Source organism: Rathayibacter sp. AY1A5, assembly GCF_002930875.1.
Classification (GTDB): Bacteria; Actinomycetota; Actinomycetes; order Actinomycetales; family Microbacteriaceae; genus Rathayibacter.
Window position 1 is genome coordinate 56,737 of sequence record NZ_PSTM01000012.1, and the last position, 17,125, is coordinate 73,861.

Below are 17,125 nucleotides of genomic sequence, written 5' to 3' on the forward strand. Positions count from 1 at the left end.
TCCCCGATCGGGGGGAGCGGCGCGCAGGCTGAGGCATGGGCCTCCCGGCCCTCCCCCTCCGGTCGCCCGGCGGCGCCCGCGGGCCCTCGGCGACACCGCCCCGCCCCGCAGGAGGCCCGCATGCCGGTGTTCCGGCTCCTCGAACCGCTCCACGCCGCCGGTGTCGCGCTCGCCGACCTCGCGAGCGATCGGCTCCGCCTCCACGGCGACGGCTCCGACGTCCGCATCACCGCGGTGACCGTCGCGCACACCGAGGCGGGCCCCGGCGCCCTCTTCGCCGCGCTCCCCGGGAGGAGGAGCCACGGCGCCCGGTTCGCGGCCGACGCGGCGGCGGCAGGAGCGGTCGCCGTGCTCACCGACGCGGGCGGGCTCGACGAGGCGCGCGCCTCCGGACTGCCCGTCCTCCTCAGCGACGACCCCCGCACCGCCCTCGGCCCGGTCGCCGCGCAGGTGTACGGCACGAGGAGCGGACCGGTGCTCCTCGGCGTGACCGGCACCAACGGCAAGACCAGCACCGTGCACCTCCTCGACGCGGTGCTCCGGCAGCTGGGCGTCGTCTCGGGGCTGAGCTCCACCGCCGAGCGCCGCAGCGCCGACCACGTCGTCGCCAGCCGCCTCACCACGCCCGAGGCCTCCGAGCTGCACGCGCTCCTGGCCCGGATGGCGGAGGACGGCGTCGAGGCGGCGGCGATCGAGGTCAGCGCCCAGGCGCTCGTGCGCTCGCGGGTCGAGGGGATCGTGCTCGACGTCGCCGGGTTCACCAACCTCAGCCACGACCACCTCGACGACTTCGGCGACCTGGACGAGTACCTCCGCGCCAAGCAGCGCCTGTTCACGCCCGAGCGGAGCCGCCGCGGCGTCGTGGTCGTCGACACCGAGGCGGGGCGCCGGGTCGCCCGCGAAGCCTCGGTCCCGGTCGTCACGCTCTCGGCCGGGGACGGAGCCGACTGGCGGATCGACGTGCTCGAGACCGCGGTCGACCGCACCCGCTTCCGGCTCACCGCCCGCGACGGCTGGTCGACGACCACCTCCGTCCCGCTCCTCGGCCGCCACATGGCCTCGAACGCGGCCCTCGCGCTGGTGATGCTGGTCGAGGCGGGCCACGCGCGCGACCGGGTGGCCGCGGCGGTCGGCTCCGGGATCGACGTCACCGTGCCCGGGCGGACGCTGCTCGTGTCCGGCGCCGACGGGCCGCGGGTCTTCCTCGACTTCTCGCACACGCCCGACTCGGTCGCGCGCACCGTCGACGCCCTCCGCGAGGTGACGCCCGGCCGCGTGCTCGTCCTCCTCGGCGCCGACGGCGACCGCGACCCGAGCAAGCGCGCGCCGATGGGCCGGGCCGCCGCCGAGCGCGCCGACCTGGTGATCGTCACCGACCACCACCCGCGCTTCGAGGACCCCGCGCGGATCCGCCGCGCCCTGGTCGACGGCGCGCGCCGCGTCGAGCGCTGCGAGGTGCTCGAGATCGCGGAGCCGGCCGACGCCGTCCGCGCCGCGCTGCACCGGGCCGGCCCGTCCGACTCCGTCCTCTGGGTCGGCCCCGGCGACACCGACTACCGCGTGGTCGGCGCCGACGACCTCCCCTACTCGCCCCGCGCCGACACGGCCCGCGCGCTGGCCGAGGCCGGCTGGAGCGTCGACCTGCTTGACTGACCGGGTGTTCTCGACCCTCCCGGTGCGCCGCGTGCAGGCCCGACCCGAGCACCCCGCCGACCTCGCGCGGTGGCCCGCGACGCTCGCGCCCGTGCGGCAGGTGCTGGCCGAGGGCTGGGATCTCGGCCAGGTGACGGTGATCACCGGCGAGAACGGCTCGGGCAAGTCGACGCTGCTCGAGGCGGTCGCCCTCGCCTACGGGCTGAACGCGGAGGGCGGATCCACGGGTGCGATGCACTCCTCCCGCGCCTCGGAGTCGGACCTGGCCGAGCACCTCCAGCTGGTCCGCGGGGCCGGGGCGTCCAAGCGCGGCTTCTTCCTCCGCGCCGAGACGATGCACGGCTTCTTCAGCTACCTGGAGGAGGTGGGGATCGACGGCGGGTACCACGAGCGGAGCCACGGCGAGTCGTTCCTCGACATCGTGGCGAACCGCTCCCGGATCAGCGGGCTGTGGCTCCTCGACGAGCCGGAGTCGGCCCTCTCGGTGTCGGGCTGCCTCGCCCTGATCGGGCAGCTGCGCGATCTGGTCGCCGGCGGCTCGCAGGTCGTCCTCTCCACGCACTCGCCGATCCTCGCGGCCCTCCCCGGAGCCGACCTCTACGAGCTCGACGAGACGGGCCTGCGCCCCTGCCGCTACGACGACCTCGACCTGGTGCGGACCTGGCGCGGCTTCCTCGACCAGCCGGCCCGCTTCCTGCGCCGGTTGGAGTAGGTCGGAGGGCGCTCGGCCGCGCCGGAACGGGCCGTTCCTGTTCACAAGGAAGGGAGGTAAGTCGGCAGGCCGCCCCGATCTCGCGCATCCCGAGCCGCCCGGGCGAAGCCCTCCTCCGGCACGAGCACTGTCAGGCCGCGGAGGCCGCCGTCGGCCGGGCGACCCGGGGCGCCCAGCCCACCGCGATCGCGGCGCCGGCGAGCGCGAGCTGTCCGAGCGGCGGCAGGATCGCCGAGACCAGGGAGCCGTCGCCGCCGGACGTGACGAAGGTGTCGGCGACCGACATCCCGAAGCCGAACCCGGCGAAGAAGCGGAAGACGACGGCGCCGGCCACCAGGGCGAGCATGAGCACCGCGATCCGCCGCGGAGTGAGCGGCGACCTCCGGCCGACGAGGGCGCCGACCGTCACGACGATCGCGGCGGCCGTCCAGAACGCGGCCCACCCGGTGACCCAGATCGCGTGGGAGCCGAACTCGAAGCCGTCGCGCTCGGACATGGTCGCGTAGATCTCCGCCAGGGCCACGCCGGGGACCTTCGCCTGCGGATTCCAGACCAGCAGATCCACCGCGCCCACCACCGTGACAGCCGCCACGAGCGCGAGGCCCGCGAGGGCGACGGGGAGGCGCTGAGCGCGGGTCGCCGTCCGCGGTGCGAGGGCGATGGTCCGCGAGCCGCCGAGGACGATCGCCCCGCAGACGAGTCCGGCGAGGGAGACGGGCAGGCCGACGAGGGCGAGGGGTCCGGGGAGGAGGAGGCCGGCCGCGGTGAGCACCGGGCCGACGACGGCCGCGACCAGGGAGATCCGCGCGAGCATCGTGCGGGCCGACGCCGCGGCGCCGAGGAGGTGGACCGCGCCGAGGACCGCGACCGCGACGGCGGCGACGAGCACCGCGGTCTGCACGGCGCCGACGGCCGCAAGGGCGGTGTCGGAGGCGGCACCCGGCTCGGGGACGATCCCGCCGCCGGTCAGCGCGATGCCGCTGAGCATCAGCGCGGCCGCGGCGAAGAGCGCGAGTCCGCGGCGGGCGAGGCGGCGCGGGAGCGTGCCCCGCGCCTCGCCGGTGTGCGCGGGCAGGTCGCGGTCGACGCTCACCAGCAGGGCGAGCGCTCCGAGGACGACGCCGCGCCGGGGCAGTCCCAGCTCGGCGGCCCCGGCCAGGTCCGCCCGCCACTCCTCGAGGTAGCGCTCGCGGGCGAGCGGGGGCAGCAGCAGCGACAGGAGCCGCAGGAGCGCGCTCACGCGGTCGCCTCCGCCGCTCGCGGCGCCGTCCGCGCGGTCGACCTCATCCGCTCGACGGCGGCCCGGGCTGCCGGGGCGCCCTCCGCGGTCAGCTCGTAGAGCCGGCGACGCGGGCCGCTCCGCTCGCTCGCGGCCTCCCACTCCGAGACCACCCAGCCCGCTCCCTCGAGCCGCTCCAGGATCGGGTAGACGCTGCCCGCCGGTCGCCCGGTGGCCTTGATCACGACCATGCCCCAGGTCGGGCCGTCGGCGTCGAGGAGGGTCCGGAGGACGTCCGCGGTGGCGGACGTGAGGCGAGGGAGTGGCTGCACACGGATGACGCTACCTATGTAGAGATAGCGGGGTCAATCGGATCGCCTCCGTGCGTACGGGCGATACCACTCCACTCCCCGGCCGCGGTCGGGCCCTCAGTCGTGCGACGACTTCGCCGCCCCGGTCCGAGGAGGACCGGAGTCGGTTCCCGCCCCGCTTCCCTGATCGGCGGGATCGGCGCCTTGAAACTCCGATGACCAGGGCGGGATCAGCTGCCGCATCACCCTTCACGGCGGGGTGGTCGCCGAGCAGATCAGCACAGGCGCGTCCGCCTCGGCGATCCCCACGGCGACCCCGCAGCAGCCGCGGACACTGCCGCTAGCCGGACCCAGCGCGCAGAACGTCGGCCGAGAGCAGCCGCCCTCCACCCTCGGGGGACGGCGGGCACTCTCAGCCGACGGTCTGCGCGCGAGCGCGGGGACTACTTGCGGAACATCCGCGCCGTGGTCTCGAAGAGGCCCTTCACGGGGCGCTGCTGCTCGCCCTGCTGGGCGCCGAGGACGATGATGACGGCGGTCAGCACGGGGATGGCCCACTGGGTGACCTTCTGCACGCGGAGGGCCGTGGTCAGCTCCTGTGAGTTGTGCTCCGACGCCTCGGTCACGCCGGGGGCGCCCTCGTCGGCGTGCTTGGCCTGCGTCGCTCCGGCGACCGCGGCGATCACCGAGGCGGCACCGGCGAGCCCGGTCACGACGGTCTTGACGACGGTGTTCGTGCGGCTCTCCTGCTGGTTGGCCAGGCGGGTCTTGTTGGCGAGGACGAGGCCGATGCCGCCGACGCCGTGGGCGGCGATCGCGGCGAGCTGCACAGGGGTCCAGCGGGCCCAGCCGTTCGAGGAGAGGCGGAGGCGCTCCGCCGGGTCGGACGAGGTGGACGCGGCGCCGTTCAGGCCGACGGCGCCCATGAGCGAGCCGCCGAACCAGGCGGCGGCTCCGAGGTCGTGGAGACTGCGGACGAGGGTGTTGCGGGAGGGCATGTGGGCCTCTTCTCTGCCGGCGGCGGACGTCGGCGGTGGTCGGCTGGTGCGGACTCCTCCGACGCTACGCGCGCCCTGGAACCGCGCACGGGGCTTGACCTCTCCCCCTCCGACAGGCTCCGCTGGAGGTCACCGACCGACCCGGACCGACCGACCCGAGGAGCCCCGCGATGCCCACCGACGACGAGAAGCGGACGACCCGCGACGAGTTCCACGACGCCGTGAACATGACCGCGAAGGAGCTCGAGGAGTGGCTCGGTACCGACGAGTCGAAGGAGGTCGGCCAGAAGCCGGAGGGCGGCGGCGAGTCCGTCGGCCACGAGAGCGGGCGCCGCATCGTCGAGCTGCTCGGCACGAAGCAGGCCGACCTGAGCGACGACGACTACGCCCACATGACGAAGGTCATCGGCTACGTGCACCGGCACGCGAAGCAGCGTCCCTCGGGCGATGTCACCGAGACGAAGTGGCGCTACTCCCTGATGAACTGGGGCAACGACCCGCTGAAGGGCTGACCCGGTCCGAGAGCTGCGCTCAGCACATCCCGAAGAGGTTGCAGAGGGCGCCGCGGTCCTGGATCGACTCCATGCCGCCCGGCTTCTGCACCTTCGGCAGCTCGTAGGAGGCGGCGACCGTCTGCACGCCGGCGGACGAGGCGGCCTGCACGGGAGCGGCGGCAGGAGCAGCGGCGGGAGCGAGAACGGCTCCGAGGGCGAGGGCGGCGGCGGCGAGGATCGGGGCCATGGTCGTTCTCCTGTGATCGAGGGGTGCGATCGGCTCGACCGCTCCATAAGCATGGCGACGCCCCGTCGCACCGCTCCTGTACGAAAGACCAGTCCGCCCTTGTACGGAAGGCCGACGGGGCTCGGGGGAGGCTTCGGTACCCTGGTCCCGTGGTGGGGACGACGCGGTGGACGAGCGACGTGCGGACGCTGCCCGGCGGGTGGATCACCCGGTCCCTCCTGCTCGGCTCCTTCACGCTCCTCGTCGTCATCGACCTGATGGGCGGCAGCGTCGACCTCACGTCGGTCCGCGGCTGGATCGAGCTGGCGCTCCCCTACCTGCCGCTCCTGGCGCTGCTCGCCGGCGCGATCCCCGCGGCGGTCTCGCTCTACCTCGTCTACGCCGTCGTCCTGATGCTCGGCGCCCCGCCGCTGCTGCTCGCGGCGCTGATCTTCCCGACCATCGTGGTGGTCGGCTTCGTCACCTTCCTCCTCCCCTGGCGCGCGGGGCTCGTCTTCGTGCTCGGCACCCTCGTCCTCCTGCCCGCGGTGCTGCTCGTCGACCGCGCCATGGGCACGGCCGTTTACGTCCTGGGCGCGTTCGTCCTCTTCGGCGGCACCGCCGGGCTGGGCCTGAACGCCTTCCGGGGCCGCAGCGAGCGGAGCGAGCGCCGGGCCGACCGCATCCAGGAGGAGCAGGCGCGGATCCGCAACGAGGAGCGGACCCGGCTCGCGCACGAGCTGCACGACATCGTCGCGCACGAGGTCACCATCATCGCCATGCAGGCCCGCCGCGCGACCTCGGTCGAGGACCCGGCCAAGACCGAGCGCATCCTCGAGAGCATCGGCGACGCGGCGCAGCAGGCGCTGCAGGATCTGCGGAGCCTCGTGACGCTCCTCCAGGACGAGGACGAGGCAGGCGCTCCCGCCCGCGGCGACTCCGACCTGCTCGGGACCCCGGAGGTCTCGGGCGCCACGACCACCGCTGTCGGCTTCGTCCACGACGTGCGGAACGTCGCCGACGCGATCGAGCGCGCGGGCTTCCGAGTCCGCCTCGACGTGGCGGGCTCCGTGGCGCAGGTGCCCGCGAGCCTCCGCCAGGTGCTGCGGCGCACGGTCCGGGAGCTGGGCACGAACGTGCTCAAGCACGGCGACACCGCCGGTGAGGTGCAGCTCCGGCTCGAGGTGTCGGGGGGCGAGGTGCAGCTGAGCTCCTCCAACGCGATCGCCTCCGCGGCTCCGATCGTCTCCTCGCACCTCGGGATCGAGGCGATGTCGGCCCGCTGCGCCGTCTTCGGCGGGCGGCTGGATGCGGGAGCCCGCGGCGGCCGCTGGACTACGACCATGACCATCCCCCTCGAGGGCCGGGCGTCCGGTGCGCTCGTCGCGGGGGCGACCGACGAAGGACGAGAGCGATGACCCGCGTGCTGCTGGTGGACGACGAATCGATGACCCGCGAGATCCTCCGCGACTACCTCTCGCAGGACCCGGCGATCGAGGTGGTGGGCGAGGCCTCCGACGGGAGGATCGCGGTGCAGCAGGCGGCGACGCTCCAGCCCGACCTGATCCTGATGGACATGCAGATGCCGGTCATGAACGGCGTCGCCGCGACCGAGCGGATCCACGCCGAGCACCCGGGCATCGCGATCCTCGGGCTCAGCACGTTCACCACGGACCGCTACGTCGTCGACCTGCTCCGCGCGGGCGCCTCCGGCTACCTGGTCAAGGACACGAAGCCGCGGGAGATCATCGCGGCGGTGCACGCGGTGCTCGCGGGCGAGTCCGTGCTCTCCGCCGAGGTCACGCGCCACGTGGTGAAGGGGCTCGAGGAGTCGGTGCCGGCGGAGACGGTGCCGGACCCCGATCTGCTCGAGGCGCTCACCGAGAAGGAGCTCGAGGTGATCCGCCTGCTCGCCCGCGGGATGAGCAACCGCGAGATGGCGCAGGAGCTGTTCGTCACCGAGTCGACCGTGAAGGCGCGGTTCGTGAAGGTGATGGAGAAGCTGGGCGTGCGCGACCGGGTGCAGATCCTGGTCTCGGCGATCGAGCACGGGCTCGTCGACCTGGGGACGCGTCCCGGCCGGAGCTGATCGAGCCCGCCGGATTCAGCCCCAGCCGACCACGTCGGCGACGGGCCGCAGGAGCCCCGCGACCGCCCGCTCGAGCGCACTCTCGTCGACCGCGGCGAGCGCCGACTCCGGATCGAGCACCAGGGCGCCGCCCCAGCCCATCACCTCGTACTCCACCAGGGTGCGCGCGAGCGTCTCGGGCGACCGCCAGGCGCGGAGGAGGTTCGCCCGCGCGAACGCGTGCGCGGCGCGTGCTCCCTCCCCGTGCGCGGCGCGGCCGTCGAGGACGGTGCGCAGCACGGTCTCGAGGGTCGGGATGCCCTGGCCGGCCGGGGAGACGACCTGCCAGGTGAGGGAGGGGCGGCTCGAGCGCAGGCCCCGCGCGACCTGGGCGACCGCATCGCCGCCGGCGGAGCGCAGTGCGGCGGGGACGAGCGGCTCGGCCCCCGCGGTGAGGCGGCACAGCGCCAGGAACGTCGCAGCGTGGCCGACTTCGCCGGACGGGTCCGCGCCGGTGACGATCGTGCTCTCGTAGCCCTGCTCGCGGGACTGGTGCAGAGCGCTCGGCAGCGGAGCCGCGGCGGGCACGGAGACGGGCCGGGACGTCTCGCGGACGGCGCGTTCGGGCCCGACCACGGCGAGCACCGGATCCCCGGCTCCCTGGGCGCGCTCGAGCGTCAGGGCGGTCCAGGCCGCGGCGCCCTCCGGAGGGAGCACCGCGGTGAGGCTCTGCGCCCCGGCCGTCGCCGTCCACGCGAGCGAGACCGCTCCGGGGGGAACGGCCGAGCGGAGGCGGGCAGCGCGGTCGGGCCCGTCGTCTCCGGCCGGGTCGCGCCAGCCGAGGGCGACGACAGCGAAGCGGGAGCGCTCGTCGACGACGGCGAGCGGGGGTGCGGCGGTCATGGGCTCCTCCTTCCGGGACGGGTGGAGGCGGCGGGAACGCCCAGTGCGGCGAAGGGCTGCTCGGCGAGGCGGGCCGCGGCGTCCGCGAGCAGCGGGCGCGGCGGCCGCGCGGCGAGGGAGTCGACGAGCTCGCCCGCGAAGCCGGGCGCACCGCGCAGCAGGGCATCCCGGGCGACGGTGCGGGCCAGACGCTCGTCGTCGTGCACCAGCCGCTCCGCACGCAGCACCGCGCGGTGCCGGGCGTGCTCGAGGGCGGAGTCGTCGCTCACCGCGAGGGCGCGGAGGCGGTGCCACGGATCGACGGGCACGGCGGTGTCGTCGACCAGCACGAAGAGGTCGTCGGCGACGGTGTCGCCCGGGCCGAAGAGTCCGGCGCTCGCGTCGAGTCCGGCCTGCGCAGCGAGTGCCTCGGCGGCGATCAGGTCGCCGAGCAGCTCGTCGGAGACGCGGGTCGACGGCGCGGCGGCGGTCGCGGCGAGCCGGCGGGCGGCGGGCTCGGCGCGGTACTCGGGGCGGGCCGTCCCAGGTGGGACGGCGACCGGTCCTGCCGCGCGATCGGGCGTCTCCGCGAGGGCCGCGACCAGGCGGTCCAGGAGCCGGGCGGGGTCGTCGGCCGTGACGCCGACCAGCACGGAGCCGGCCGGGCGGTAGTGGCGCCTGTGCAGCGCGCGCAGGACGGGCTCGGTCGCGCGGCCCTCGAGGTCGAGGTCGCCGCTGCCGTCGTGCGCGTTCGGGGCGTCGGCCCAGTAGCGGGCGGTCAGGTGCGGCCACGGCAGCACGCCGCCCGGAGCGGGGGCGAGGCGCGCGGCCCGCTCAGAGGCGACCGCGCGGATCTGCTCCGCGATCTGCTCCGGCCGGAAGGCGGGGCGGAAGACCTGCTCGACGAGCCGCTCCGCGATCACGGCGGCCGACCCGGGAGAACCCGTCTCGAAGAACTCGGAGTAGTCGAGGTGCGTGTGACCGCCGAGGACGCCGCCGCTCTCGGCGACGCGGGTCTGCCGGACGAGACCGGCGACCCCCTCACTGTCCTGGTAGACGAGGTGCTCGATCAGGTGCAGCATCCCCTCCTCGCCGTCGCGCTCGTGGCGCATGCCGGCGGGCACGGCGAGGGCGACCGAGTCGTTGCGGACCTCCGGCCGGTGCACGACGAGCGCGCGGGCGCCGGAGGGCAGGGCGGCGGACAGCGTCGGGACGTCGCGGGCGCTCATTCCGCCCGCTCCCCCAGCTGTGCGGCGGACAGGCGCAGCAGCAGCCGCGCCTGATCGCTGCTGGCGCCCCCGGAGCGGTGCCAGTCGACGGCGTGCTGGGCCAGCCGGAACGCGGTGCCGACGCGCAGCAGCTCGGCGTCGTGGTCCTCCTCGAGCGAGAGTCCGCGGCGGAGCGCGTCGAGGGCCGGGCGGAGCGCGGGGTGGAAGGCGTGCAGCTCTGCGAGCTCCCCGAGCACCCAGGCGGCGTCCCAGACCGGGTCGGCGAGCCCGACGTCCTCGCCCGTGAGCAGAGCGACGCGGGTCCCGTCGACGACGAGGTGGGCGAGGCCGGGGTGGCCGTGGACCACGACCGCGCCCGGCGAGGCGACGACCGCCTCCGCCCAGTCGGCGAGCTCGAGGAGACCGCCGGCGCCGAGCTCCTCGGCGGCGGGCGTCCAGCCACCGGCGAGCCAGCCGCGGGCGCGCTGCAGCGGACGCGGAGGGAGCGGCTCCCCGGCGGGCCGGGCGCCGTGGAGCGCGTCCAGCGCGCCCTTCCACTCGCGGCCGACGGAGACGAGCGCCTCCTCCGACAGCTCGTGGAGGAGCGCGGGCAGCAGGGCGCGGGCGGTCGTGCGGTAGCGGCGGATCGACGGGTCGGCGCCTCCCGGCACGATCCGGGGATCGGGCGCTGCGAGGCGGACGGGCACCGGCGAGAACGGCAGCGGCGCCTGCTCTCCGAGGCGGCGGGTCCAGACGGTGGTCCCGTCGGGTCCGGCCGAGAGCTCGGTGACGAGCAGCCCGGTGACGAGGGCCCGCGGAGGGGCGGTGGTGCTCACGCCGACCTCGCCTCCTCCGCGGCAGCCGGTGCCGTGCGCAGCGACTCCAGGTGGCGCAGCACCGCGGGGAACGCGGGCGGCACCCAGGCGAGCGCCGTGTCGCTGGACTCGCTCGGCCCGGGCACGGGGTCGATGACGGTGAAGTTGGCCGGCTCGCGCAGCAGCGCGAGGGTGGACTCGACGACCGGGTTGCCGAGCGCCCGCGGCGGGAGCGACGGGGCGATGCACACCGGCGCCTCCGTCGTGAGGGCCGCGAGCAGCGACGGGGAGTCGGTGATGCCGTGCGCGAGGCGCGAGGCGTAGTCGAGGGTGGCCGGGTAGATCAGGATGAGGTCGGCCCACTCGGCGAGGTCGACGTGGGCGACGACGATCTCGTCGTCCCAGCGGTCGTCCTGGATCCGGCCGCGCAGTCGCGACTCCAGGTTGTGCCGGGTGGTGAAGCGGTAGGCCGAGTCGCGGACGAGCACGCGGAACTCGGTCGCCGGAGCGGCGGCGCGCGCCCACTGGATCCAGTAGGGCATGACCTGGGTCATGGCGGAGCCGGTCAGGACGAGGGCCACCCGGGAGTAGCCGAAGCGGCCGAGCGAGAGGTCGGAGAGTGCGGCGCTCTGCGCACCGGGCGGGGTGGTCATGGCGGTCTCCTCAGAGGGCGGCGGGCGGGAGGGCGGATCGGGTCGCGGCCGGCGGTGAGGACGGCGGCGGACGGGCGGACCGTGCCCGCGGAAAGGGCGGACGGGGATGGGCGGACCGTGCCCGCGGAAAGGGCGGACGGGGATGGGCGGACGGCGCGAGCGGACGGCACGCGCCCGGGAGGGGCCGGGGCGACGCGGTCGAGGACCGGTCGCCCCGTGCCCGTCAGCACCCTGCGGTGAGGGTGACGCCGATGATGACGCCGGCGCAGAACGGGGTGGTGGCGGGCGCCTCGGAGGCGGCGTCGGTGCCGATCTCGTCGGCGGCGGTGAAGGTGTCGTGGGCGGTGGCGAGCTCGGCGAGGTCGGCGGGCTGGACGGTCTGGGCGGTGATGGTCGACATGGTGTTCTCCTTGGATGAGTGGTGGCGGCGGATCCGCCGGGTCGTGCGGGGAGTGGTGCGGGTGGTCCGGCCGGAGGGCCGGGGAGCGGGTGCTGCGGGAGCACCCGGGCGGGAGGAGGGCCGGGTCAGCAGCCCGCGCCGAGGGTGGCGCCGACGATGATGCCGACGCACAGGGGCGTGGTGGCGGGCGCCTCGGTCGCGGCGTCCGAGCCGAGCTCATCGACGGTGGCGAAGGTGTCGTGCGCTCCCGCGAGGGCGGTGAGGTCGGCGGACTGGGCGTCGGTGGAGATGGTGGTCATGATGTGTCCCTTTCGTGGAGTACCTCGGGCTGAGGTGGTGGTCCCCTCGGGATCGAGGGGAGGTTCGTGGGGCCCTAGCGGGCGGTGAGTCCCGGGCGGTCCGGGTCGATGCGCGCGGCGCGGGCGGCGTCGGCCCAGGCGTCGGCGGCGGGGATCGTCTCGGCCGAGGAGCGCAGGAGCGCTTCGGCGAGGACGCGGGAGCGGTGCTGGCCGAAGCTCAGTCCGCGGTAGGAGGAGCGCTCGTCGGCCGGGTCCTCGGCGTAGGCGAGGCCGTCGGCGAGCCTCTCGGCGAAGGCCGAGACGGCGGTGCGGGGCGAGGGCCGGGCATCGAGCAGCGGAGTGATCCTCCGGGCGACGTCGTCGGCGGAGTCGGCGGGCAGGTAGACGACGAGGGCGTCGGAGCGGGGGAAGGCCCGCGGGTCCGAGAGCGCCTTGACCTGGTGGCGGGCTCCGGAGGCGGCGAGCGCCTCCAGGAGCGGGCCCCACAGGGCGAGCGCGTCCTCCGCCGAGTCGGCGACGAGCGAGAGGCGCACGACCCGGTCGGCGGGATCGAGTCCCATCGGGCCGAGGGCGAGGAGGTAGCCGGGAGTGGTGCGGGTGCGCCAGCTCGGCAGCCGGACGCCGGCGACGGCCCCGTCGGCGGAGCGGACGAGATCGACCTCGGGCACGAGGACCCGGACGCGGCCCAGCTCGACGACCCGGCGCTCCTCCCCCTGCACAGTGGCGGAGCCGAGCACCCCGGAGGGAGCGGGCTGCAGGACCGTGCGGTGCGGGATCGCGTCGATCAGCCGGGGGGCGAGGTCCTGGCCGTCGCCTCCGGCGGTCTCGCCGAGCAGCGGGTTCCGGAGGTGCAGGTGGGTGTAGAGGGTGGCGGCGAGTCGGGCCCGCAGCTCGATCGGCCCGGTGGCCTCGATCACGGTCCCGTCGACCTCGGCCCGCAGCCGGGCGGCGTCGACGCTGATCACGGCCTCGTCGAGGACGGAGCGGGTGGTGAGGGCGGTCATCGCGGGCTCCTGTCGAATCCGAGGGCGGTGGAGTAGGCGGAGGGGGCGAGCAGGACGCGGCGGCCGATGCCGGCGGCGGCCCGCTCGATCCCGGGGAGGCGGGAGACCATCGAGGCCCGGGCGAGGGTGCGGTCGACGAGGTGCCAGCCCAGGTGGGCGGTGGCGCGGACGGCGAGAGCGTCGTCCGCGCCGGCGGTCTCGGCGGCGTAGGCGAGCCACATCCGCCGGATCCTCGGGACCAGTGCCGCCATCCGCTCCGCGATGCGGGCGTCCGCGGCCGCGGTGTCGAAGGCGAGGGGAGGAGCGGAGGCGCCCTCCCGGGTGGTCACGGTGTCGAGCACCGCGCGGTGGATCCACTCCCCCGCCAGCGTGCCGAGGTCGCGGGCCGGATCCCCGATCCCGAACTCCTCCCAGTCGAGCAGCTGGAGGCGCCCGTCGCGGAGGTGGAACTGGTCGAGGCGGAGGTCGCCGTGGATCGGGGCCGTGCGGTTGCCGCTCTCCCACTCGCGGAGATCCTCCGTGGCCGAGACGAGCTGCTCGTCGTGCTGCAGGTCGCCCCAGAAGGCGAGCTCGGCGAGGGTGAGGTCGACGTAGCGGGTGTGCGGGATGCCGACGCGCAGCATCTCGACGGGAGGGCTGGGGTGCGAGGTCGCGGTGAGGCCAGCCACCGGGCCGGCGTGCAGCCGGGCCAGGAGCCGGCCGGCCTGTTCGGGGAAGTCCGCGGGGACGCGCTCCTCCACGAGCAGGAGGGCCAGGCTGGTGCCGGGGCAGTGCTCGAACACCAGCAGGGAGTCGTCCTCGTCGGCCGCCAGCAGGCGGGGTCCGGCCGGGGCGTGCTCGGGGCTCCGGGCGGCGAAGCCGGCGAAGTCCCTGGAGCGGCGGAAGGCCGCGGGGCCCGCCGTCCGGGGCGAGACGTGCTTGACGAAGACGCGGGCGCCGTCGTCGAGGGTCATCGTCCACGACGCGTTCCGGCCGGCGAAGGCGGGGCGGTCGATCGCGGCGACGCGGTGGCGTCCGCCGCCGAGCAGCCGCTCGGTCGAGGCCGCCGCCCGGAGGGCCGCCGGATCCGCGGGGCGGTGCCCGGGGGTCGCGGGGCGGAGCCCGGGAGTCGCGAGGAGAGTCACGATCGTGTCCTTCGGTCGGTCGAGCGGATCAGAAGAGGTAGGTGACGACGAGGTAGGCGCCGCCCGCTCCCCCGACGAGGAGGGCGGTGTTGACGAGCAGCTTCTTGAGGGGCGAGGGGCGGGTCGAGGCGGTGCGCGAGGTGGTCATGGTGGTGTCCTTCCGAGGGGTGGTGGTGGTGGATATCGGGAGCCGGGCCTAGGAGGCGTCGGCGGCCTTGAGGGAGGCGCGGAGCGAGACGCGGGAGCCGGTGCGGAGCGCGTTGTTGCGGTAGACGCGGACGACCAGGCGGAACAGCAGCGGCACCGTGATCGCGGCGACGACGGCGGCGATCACCATCTCGGGGGTGCCGACCGAGTCGAGGCCGAAGCGCATCGGCATCAGGTAGGAGGAGAAGAGGGGGACGAAGGAGAGCGCGTGCACCCAGGCCTCGTCGAGGTTCGCCGGCACCACGTAGAGCGCGATGATCAGCAGCGCCATCTGCACGACGGAGAGTGGCATGGCGGCGGTGCCCAGGTCCTCCTGCCTCGACACGGTCGAGGCGAGCAGGGTGCTGAGGAGCGCGAAGAGCACGTAGCCCTGCAGGAACCAGACGAGGAACCAGACCAGGCTCGGGCCGAGCTCGATCTCGAGGACCGACCACCCGCCGACCACGCTGAACCCGCCGACGACGGCGCCGCCGATCACGAGCAGCTGGGCCAGGGTCACCAGGCCGACGCCGATCATCTTCCCGGCGAGCAGCGGGGCGACGCCGATCTTCGTCAGCAGGATCTCGACGATCCGGGACGACTTCTCCTCGACCACCCCCGAGGCCAGACTCGACGAGGAGTAGACCATCGCGGCGAGCAGGGCGCTGATCATCGCGGTCGCGAACAGGATCCGGGTGTCGAGGACCACGGTCCCCGCCTCCCTCGTCGCGTCGACCAGGAACCAGCCGCCGATCCCGGCGCCGAGGCCGGCGATCGCGGCCAGCGCGAGGGTCGCGGTGAGGATCGTGCGGTTCCCGGTGCGGGTCAGGATCTCGCGGCGGACGATCGTCGCGGCTCCCCGGGCCGGCGTCGGAGGAGCGGAGCTCTCGGCGGTCCGGGCGTGGGCGGCGCGGGGGTGCGTGGTGGTCATCGTCCTGCTCCTTGGATCTCGAGGCGGCGCTCGGCCGCAGGGGTGGTGGCGGCGGTGAGCCGCTCGGACAGCAGCTCGGTCAGCGAGCGCTGCGCGGTGCGGATGCTCCGGAGGCCGCCGTGGCGGGTGAGGGTCGCGAGCACCTGCTCGGGGACGTCCCGGCCGCTGCCCTCGATCGAGACGAGCAGCGACTCCGGCTCACCGGGGACCGGCTCGGCCGACAGTCCCGGTGTGACGCCGAGCTCGGCGACGAGCAGGTCGTCCAGGGGGCGGGAGAACTGCAGCTGCCAGCGGCTGCGGCCGTCGTCCTGCAGCTCGGCCACCGCTCCGCTCGCGGTCACGCGGCCGGAGTCGAGCACGCAGACGGTGTCACAGAGGCGCTCGACCAGGTCGAGCTGGTGGGAGGAGAAGAGCACGCCGACGCCGCGGGCGGACTGCTGCCGGATCAGGCCGGCCATCGTCTCCACGGCGACCGGGTCGAGCCCCGAGAAGGGCTCGTCCAGCACCAGGAGCGACGGATCGCCCACCAGGGACACGGCCAGCTGCACGCGCTGCTGGTTGCCGAGCGAGAGGTCCTGCACCAGGGTGTCGGCCCGCTCGGCCAGGCCCAGCGCGTCGATCACCTCCTCGGCGGTCTCACGGGCTCCCCGGGCGTCGTGCCCCTCGAGCAGAGCGAAGTGGATCACCTGCTCGCGGACCCGCATCTGCGGGTAGAGGCCGCGCTCCTCCGGCATGTAGCCGATCGAGCGGCGGTCCTCGGCGGTGATCGGCGCGCCGTCCCAGGTGATGGTCCCCGTGTCGGGGGTGAGCAGGCCCAGGATCAGCCGCATCGTCGTGGTCTTGCCGGCGCCGTTGCCGCCGATGAAGCCGACGATCTCGCCGCGGCCCACGGACAGGTCCACGTCGTGCAGGACCCGGTGGCCGCCGAATGCACGGCTCACGCCGCTGAGCTGAAGCCCTCGCATGTCATCTCCTCGAAGTCGTTTCTCTTGACTCCTCAGACGCTACGGACGCTCTCGCGACGGGCTCCTGTACTTCGGTACAGCGCCGAGGTGGCCGAAAGTGCAGGTCCCGGATCACCGGACGTGCAGGTCCCGAGGCGGCCGCGCGTGCAGGTCCGGGGGCGGCCCGGGTGCGGGCCGCCTGCGTCCCGAGCACGACGGACGCCCCCGTGCTCGTCCGGTCGGCGACCGGAGCGCACAGGGGCGTCCGTGGAGGAGGAGGGGCGGGGTCAGGCCGTCGCGCAGCTCCCGTCGACCTCGCCGATGACGCCGTCCGTCACCGACACGACCGCGCAGTTCGGGTAGCCCCGCTGCGGCCGGTGCGCGGGGTCGAGCGCGCGGAGGATGCTCCCGAGCACCGCTCCGTGCGTCACGACCAGCACGTCCCCGTGCTCCGCCGCCGGCGCGAACCGCGCGATCGCGGCCTCCACGCGGGCGCGCACGGTGGCACCGCTGTCGGCCCGGCCGGAGGGGTCGTGGCGGTGGATCGCGTCGAGCACCGAGTCGAGACCGGCGTCGGTCATCCGCGGCCAGTCGGCGGAGGAGGGCACGTAGGAGTAGCCGTGATCGGCGAACACCGGCTCCCAGAGCGAGGCGTTCGGCTGCCCCTCGAAGGCGCCGAAGTGCCACTCGCGGAGCTCGACCATCGGCTCGGCCTCGAGCGACGGGTGCCCGGCGAGCGCCGCCGCCGCCGTGGTGCGGGTGCGGGTGAGGTCGCTCGTGAACGCCGCGACGAGCGGCACGCCGCGCATCCGCTCGCCGAGGGCCGCCGCCTGGCGCTCGCCGCGCTCGGTCAGGGGCGAGTCGCACCAGCCCTGCAGCTGGCCGGCGACGTTGAAGAGGGTCTCGGCGTGGCGGACGAGGTGGATCGTGCCGCTCACGGGCGCTCGCTCGCGGGCGTCGTCGGGCGGGCGGGGGTGGTGCGGTGCATGCGGTTCTCC

Annotated in this window: 20 protein-coding genes; 5 read left to right on the forward strand and 15 right to left on the reverse strand. The window is 75.0% G+C overall.

Translation table 11 applies throughout. The features are described 5' to 3' along the window. Window positions 1–120 precede the first annotated feature (120 nt). Window positions 121–1,653 carry a Mur ligase family protein gene (locus tag C5B98_RS10160; RefSeq protein WP_104327733.1) on the forward strand — a complete coding sequence of 511 codons (1,533 nt, stop codon included), beginning with the start codon at window positions 121–123 and terminating at the stop codon, window positions 1,651–1,653. A gap of 4 nt (window positions 1,654–1,657) precedes the next feature. Next, window positions 1,658–2,365, forward strand: coding sequence for an AAA family ATPase (locus tag C5B98_RS10165; RefSeq protein ID WP_104268547.1), 708 nt, complete (start codon window positions 1,658–1,660; stop codon window positions 2,363–2,365). A 130-nt stretch (window positions 2,366–2,495) separates the two neighbouring features. On the opposite strand, the gene C5B98_RS16980 is transcribed toward C5B98_RS10165, so the two are convergent. The 3 genes from C5B98_RS16980 to C5B98_RS10180 form a co-directional block, all read right to left on the reverse strand. Next, window positions 2,496–3,605: a hypothetical protein gene (locus tag C5B98_RS16980; protein WP_181065519.1), complete on the reverse strand. Its 1,110-nt coding sequence runs from the start codon at window positions 3,603–3,605 to the stop codon at window positions 2,496–2,498. Further along, a complete protein-coding gene (locus C5B98_RS10175; RefSeq protein ID WP_104249735.1) occupies window positions 3,602–3,916 on the reverse strand; it encodes a PadR family transcriptional regulator in 315 nt (104 codons plus the stop codon). The genes C5B98_RS16980 and C5B98_RS10175 overlap by 4 nt, the downstream gene beginning before the upstream one ends. A 422-nt stretch (window positions 3,917–4,338) precedes the next feature. Then, entirely contained in the window at window positions 4,339–4,893 is a 555-nt protein-coding gene (locus C5B98_RS10180; RefSeq protein WP_104225963.1) for a hypothetical protein, read from the reverse strand. A gap of 170 nt (window positions 4,894–5,063) precedes the next feature. Here C5B98_RS10180 and C5B98_RS10185 point away from each other — a divergent pair, with 170 nt between their 5' ends. After that, a complete protein-coding gene (locus C5B98_RS10185) occupies window positions 5,064–5,405 on the forward strand; it encodes a DUF3140 domain-containing protein (protein ID WP_104327734.1) in 342 nt (113 codons plus the stop codon). A 19-nt stretch (window positions 5,406–5,424) separates the two neighbouring features. On the opposite strand, the gene C5B98_RS10190 is transcribed toward C5B98_RS10185, so the two are convergent. After that, window positions 5,425–5,634: a hypothetical protein gene (locus C5B98_RS10190; RefSeq protein WP_104225965.1), complete on the reverse strand. Its 210-nt coding sequence runs from the start codon at window positions 5,632–5,634 to the stop codon at window positions 5,425–5,427. Between the two features lie 149 nt (window positions 5,635–5,783). On the opposite strand from C5B98_RS10190, the gene C5B98_RS10195 reads away from it, so the two are divergent. Both C5B98_RS10195 and C5B98_RS10200 read left to right on the forward strand, forming a co-directional pair. Continuing rightward, on the forward strand, window positions 5,784–7,031 hold the full coding sequence (locus C5B98_RS10195; protein ID WP_258063492.1) for a sensor histidine kinase: 1,248 nt from the start codon (window positions 5,784–5,786) through the stop codon (window positions 7,029–7,031). Next, window positions 7,028–7,702 (forward strand): response regulator transcription factor, encoded by a 675-nt coding sequence (locus C5B98_RS10200; RefSeq protein ID WP_104225096.1) that lies wholly within the window; start codon window positions 7,028–7,030, stop codon window positions 7,700–7,702. The genes C5B98_RS10195 and C5B98_RS10200 overlap by 4 nt, the downstream gene beginning before the upstream one ends. A 15-nt stretch (window positions 7,703–7,717) precedes the next feature. On the opposite strand, the gene C5B98_RS10205 is transcribed toward C5B98_RS10200, so the two are convergent. The 11 genes from C5B98_RS10205 to C5B98_RS10245 all read right to left on the reverse strand — a co-directional run bounded on the left by C5B98_RS10205 (window position 7,718) and on the right by C5B98_RS10245 (window position 17,065). Beyond that, the gene (locus C5B98_RS10205) at window positions 7,718–8,584 is read right to left on the reverse strand and encodes a hypothetical protein (protein ID WP_104256258.1); all 867 of its coding nucleotides are present in this window, start codon (window positions 8,582–8,584) and stop codon (window positions 7,718–7,720) included. Further along, window positions 8,581–9,792, reverse strand: coding sequence for a pitrilysin family protein (locus tag C5B98_RS10210; RefSeq protein WP_104225098.1), 1,212 nt, complete (start codon window positions 9,790–9,792; stop codon window positions 8,581–8,583). Before C5B98_RS10210 ends, C5B98_RS10205 begins: the two co-directional genes overlap by 4 nt. After that, the gene (locus tag C5B98_RS10215; RefSeq protein ID WP_104327735.1) at window positions 9,789–10,607 is read right to left on the reverse strand and encodes a hypothetical protein; all 819 of its coding nucleotides are present in this window, start codon (window positions 10,605–10,607) and stop codon (window positions 9,789–9,791) included. Before C5B98_RS10215 ends, C5B98_RS10210 begins: the two co-directional genes overlap by 4 nt. Continuing rightward, window positions 10,604–11,239 (reverse strand): flavoprotein, encoded by a 636-nt coding sequence (locus C5B98_RS10220; RefSeq protein WP_104225100.1) that lies wholly within the window; start codon window positions 11,237–11,239, stop codon window positions 10,604–10,606. The genes C5B98_RS10215 and C5B98_RS10220 overlap by 4 nt, the downstream gene beginning before the upstream one ends. A gap of 223 nt (window positions 11,240–11,462) precedes the next feature. Next, window positions 11,463–11,639 (reverse strand): hypothetical protein, encoded by a 177-nt coding sequence (locus tag C5B98_RS16985; RefSeq protein WP_181028725.1) that lies wholly within the window; start codon window positions 11,637–11,639, stop codon window positions 11,463–11,465. A gap of 125 nt (window positions 11,640–11,764) precedes the next feature. Then, window positions 11,765–11,938, reverse strand: coding sequence for a hypothetical protein (locus C5B98_RS16990; RefSeq protein ID WP_181027122.1), 174 nt, complete (start codon window positions 11,936–11,938; stop codon window positions 11,765–11,767). 74 nt (window positions 11,939–12,012) lie between these two features. Then, window positions 12,013–12,942, reverse strand: a complete 930-nt coding sequence (locus tag C5B98_RS10225) for a T3SS effector HopA1 family protein (protein ID WP_104327736.1) — start codon at window positions 12,940–12,942, stop codon at window positions 12,013–12,015. Further along, window positions 12,939–14,066 carry a class V lanthionine synthetase subunit LxmK gene (gene lxmK / locus C5B98_RS10230; RefSeq protein WP_258059357.1) on the reverse strand — a complete coding sequence of 376 codons (1,128 nt, stop codon included), beginning with the start codon at window positions 14,064–14,066 and terminating at the stop codon, window positions 12,939–12,941. The genes C5B98_RS10225 and lxmK overlap by 4 nt, the downstream gene beginning before the upstream one ends. A 196-nt stretch (window positions 14,067–14,262) precedes the next feature. Beyond that, a complete protein-coding gene (locus C5B98_RS10235; RefSeq protein WP_104225127.1) occupies window positions 14,263–15,183 on the reverse strand; it encodes an ABC transporter permease in 921 nt (306 codons plus the stop codon). Beyond that, the gene (locus C5B98_RS10240; protein ID WP_258063493.1) at window positions 15,180–16,124 is read right to left on the reverse strand and encodes an ABC transporter ATP-binding protein; all 945 of its coding nucleotides are present in this window, start codon (window positions 16,122–16,124) and stop codon (window positions 15,180–15,182) included. The genes C5B98_RS10235 and C5B98_RS10240 overlap by 4 nt, the downstream gene beginning before the upstream one ends. Before the next feature lie 290 nt (window positions 16,125–16,414). Continuing rightward, entirely contained in the window at window positions 16,415–17,065 is a 651-nt protein-coding gene (locus C5B98_RS10245; RefSeq protein ID WP_104327737.1) for a histidine phosphatase family protein, read from the reverse strand. Window positions 17,066–17,125: the final 60 nt, after the last annotated feature.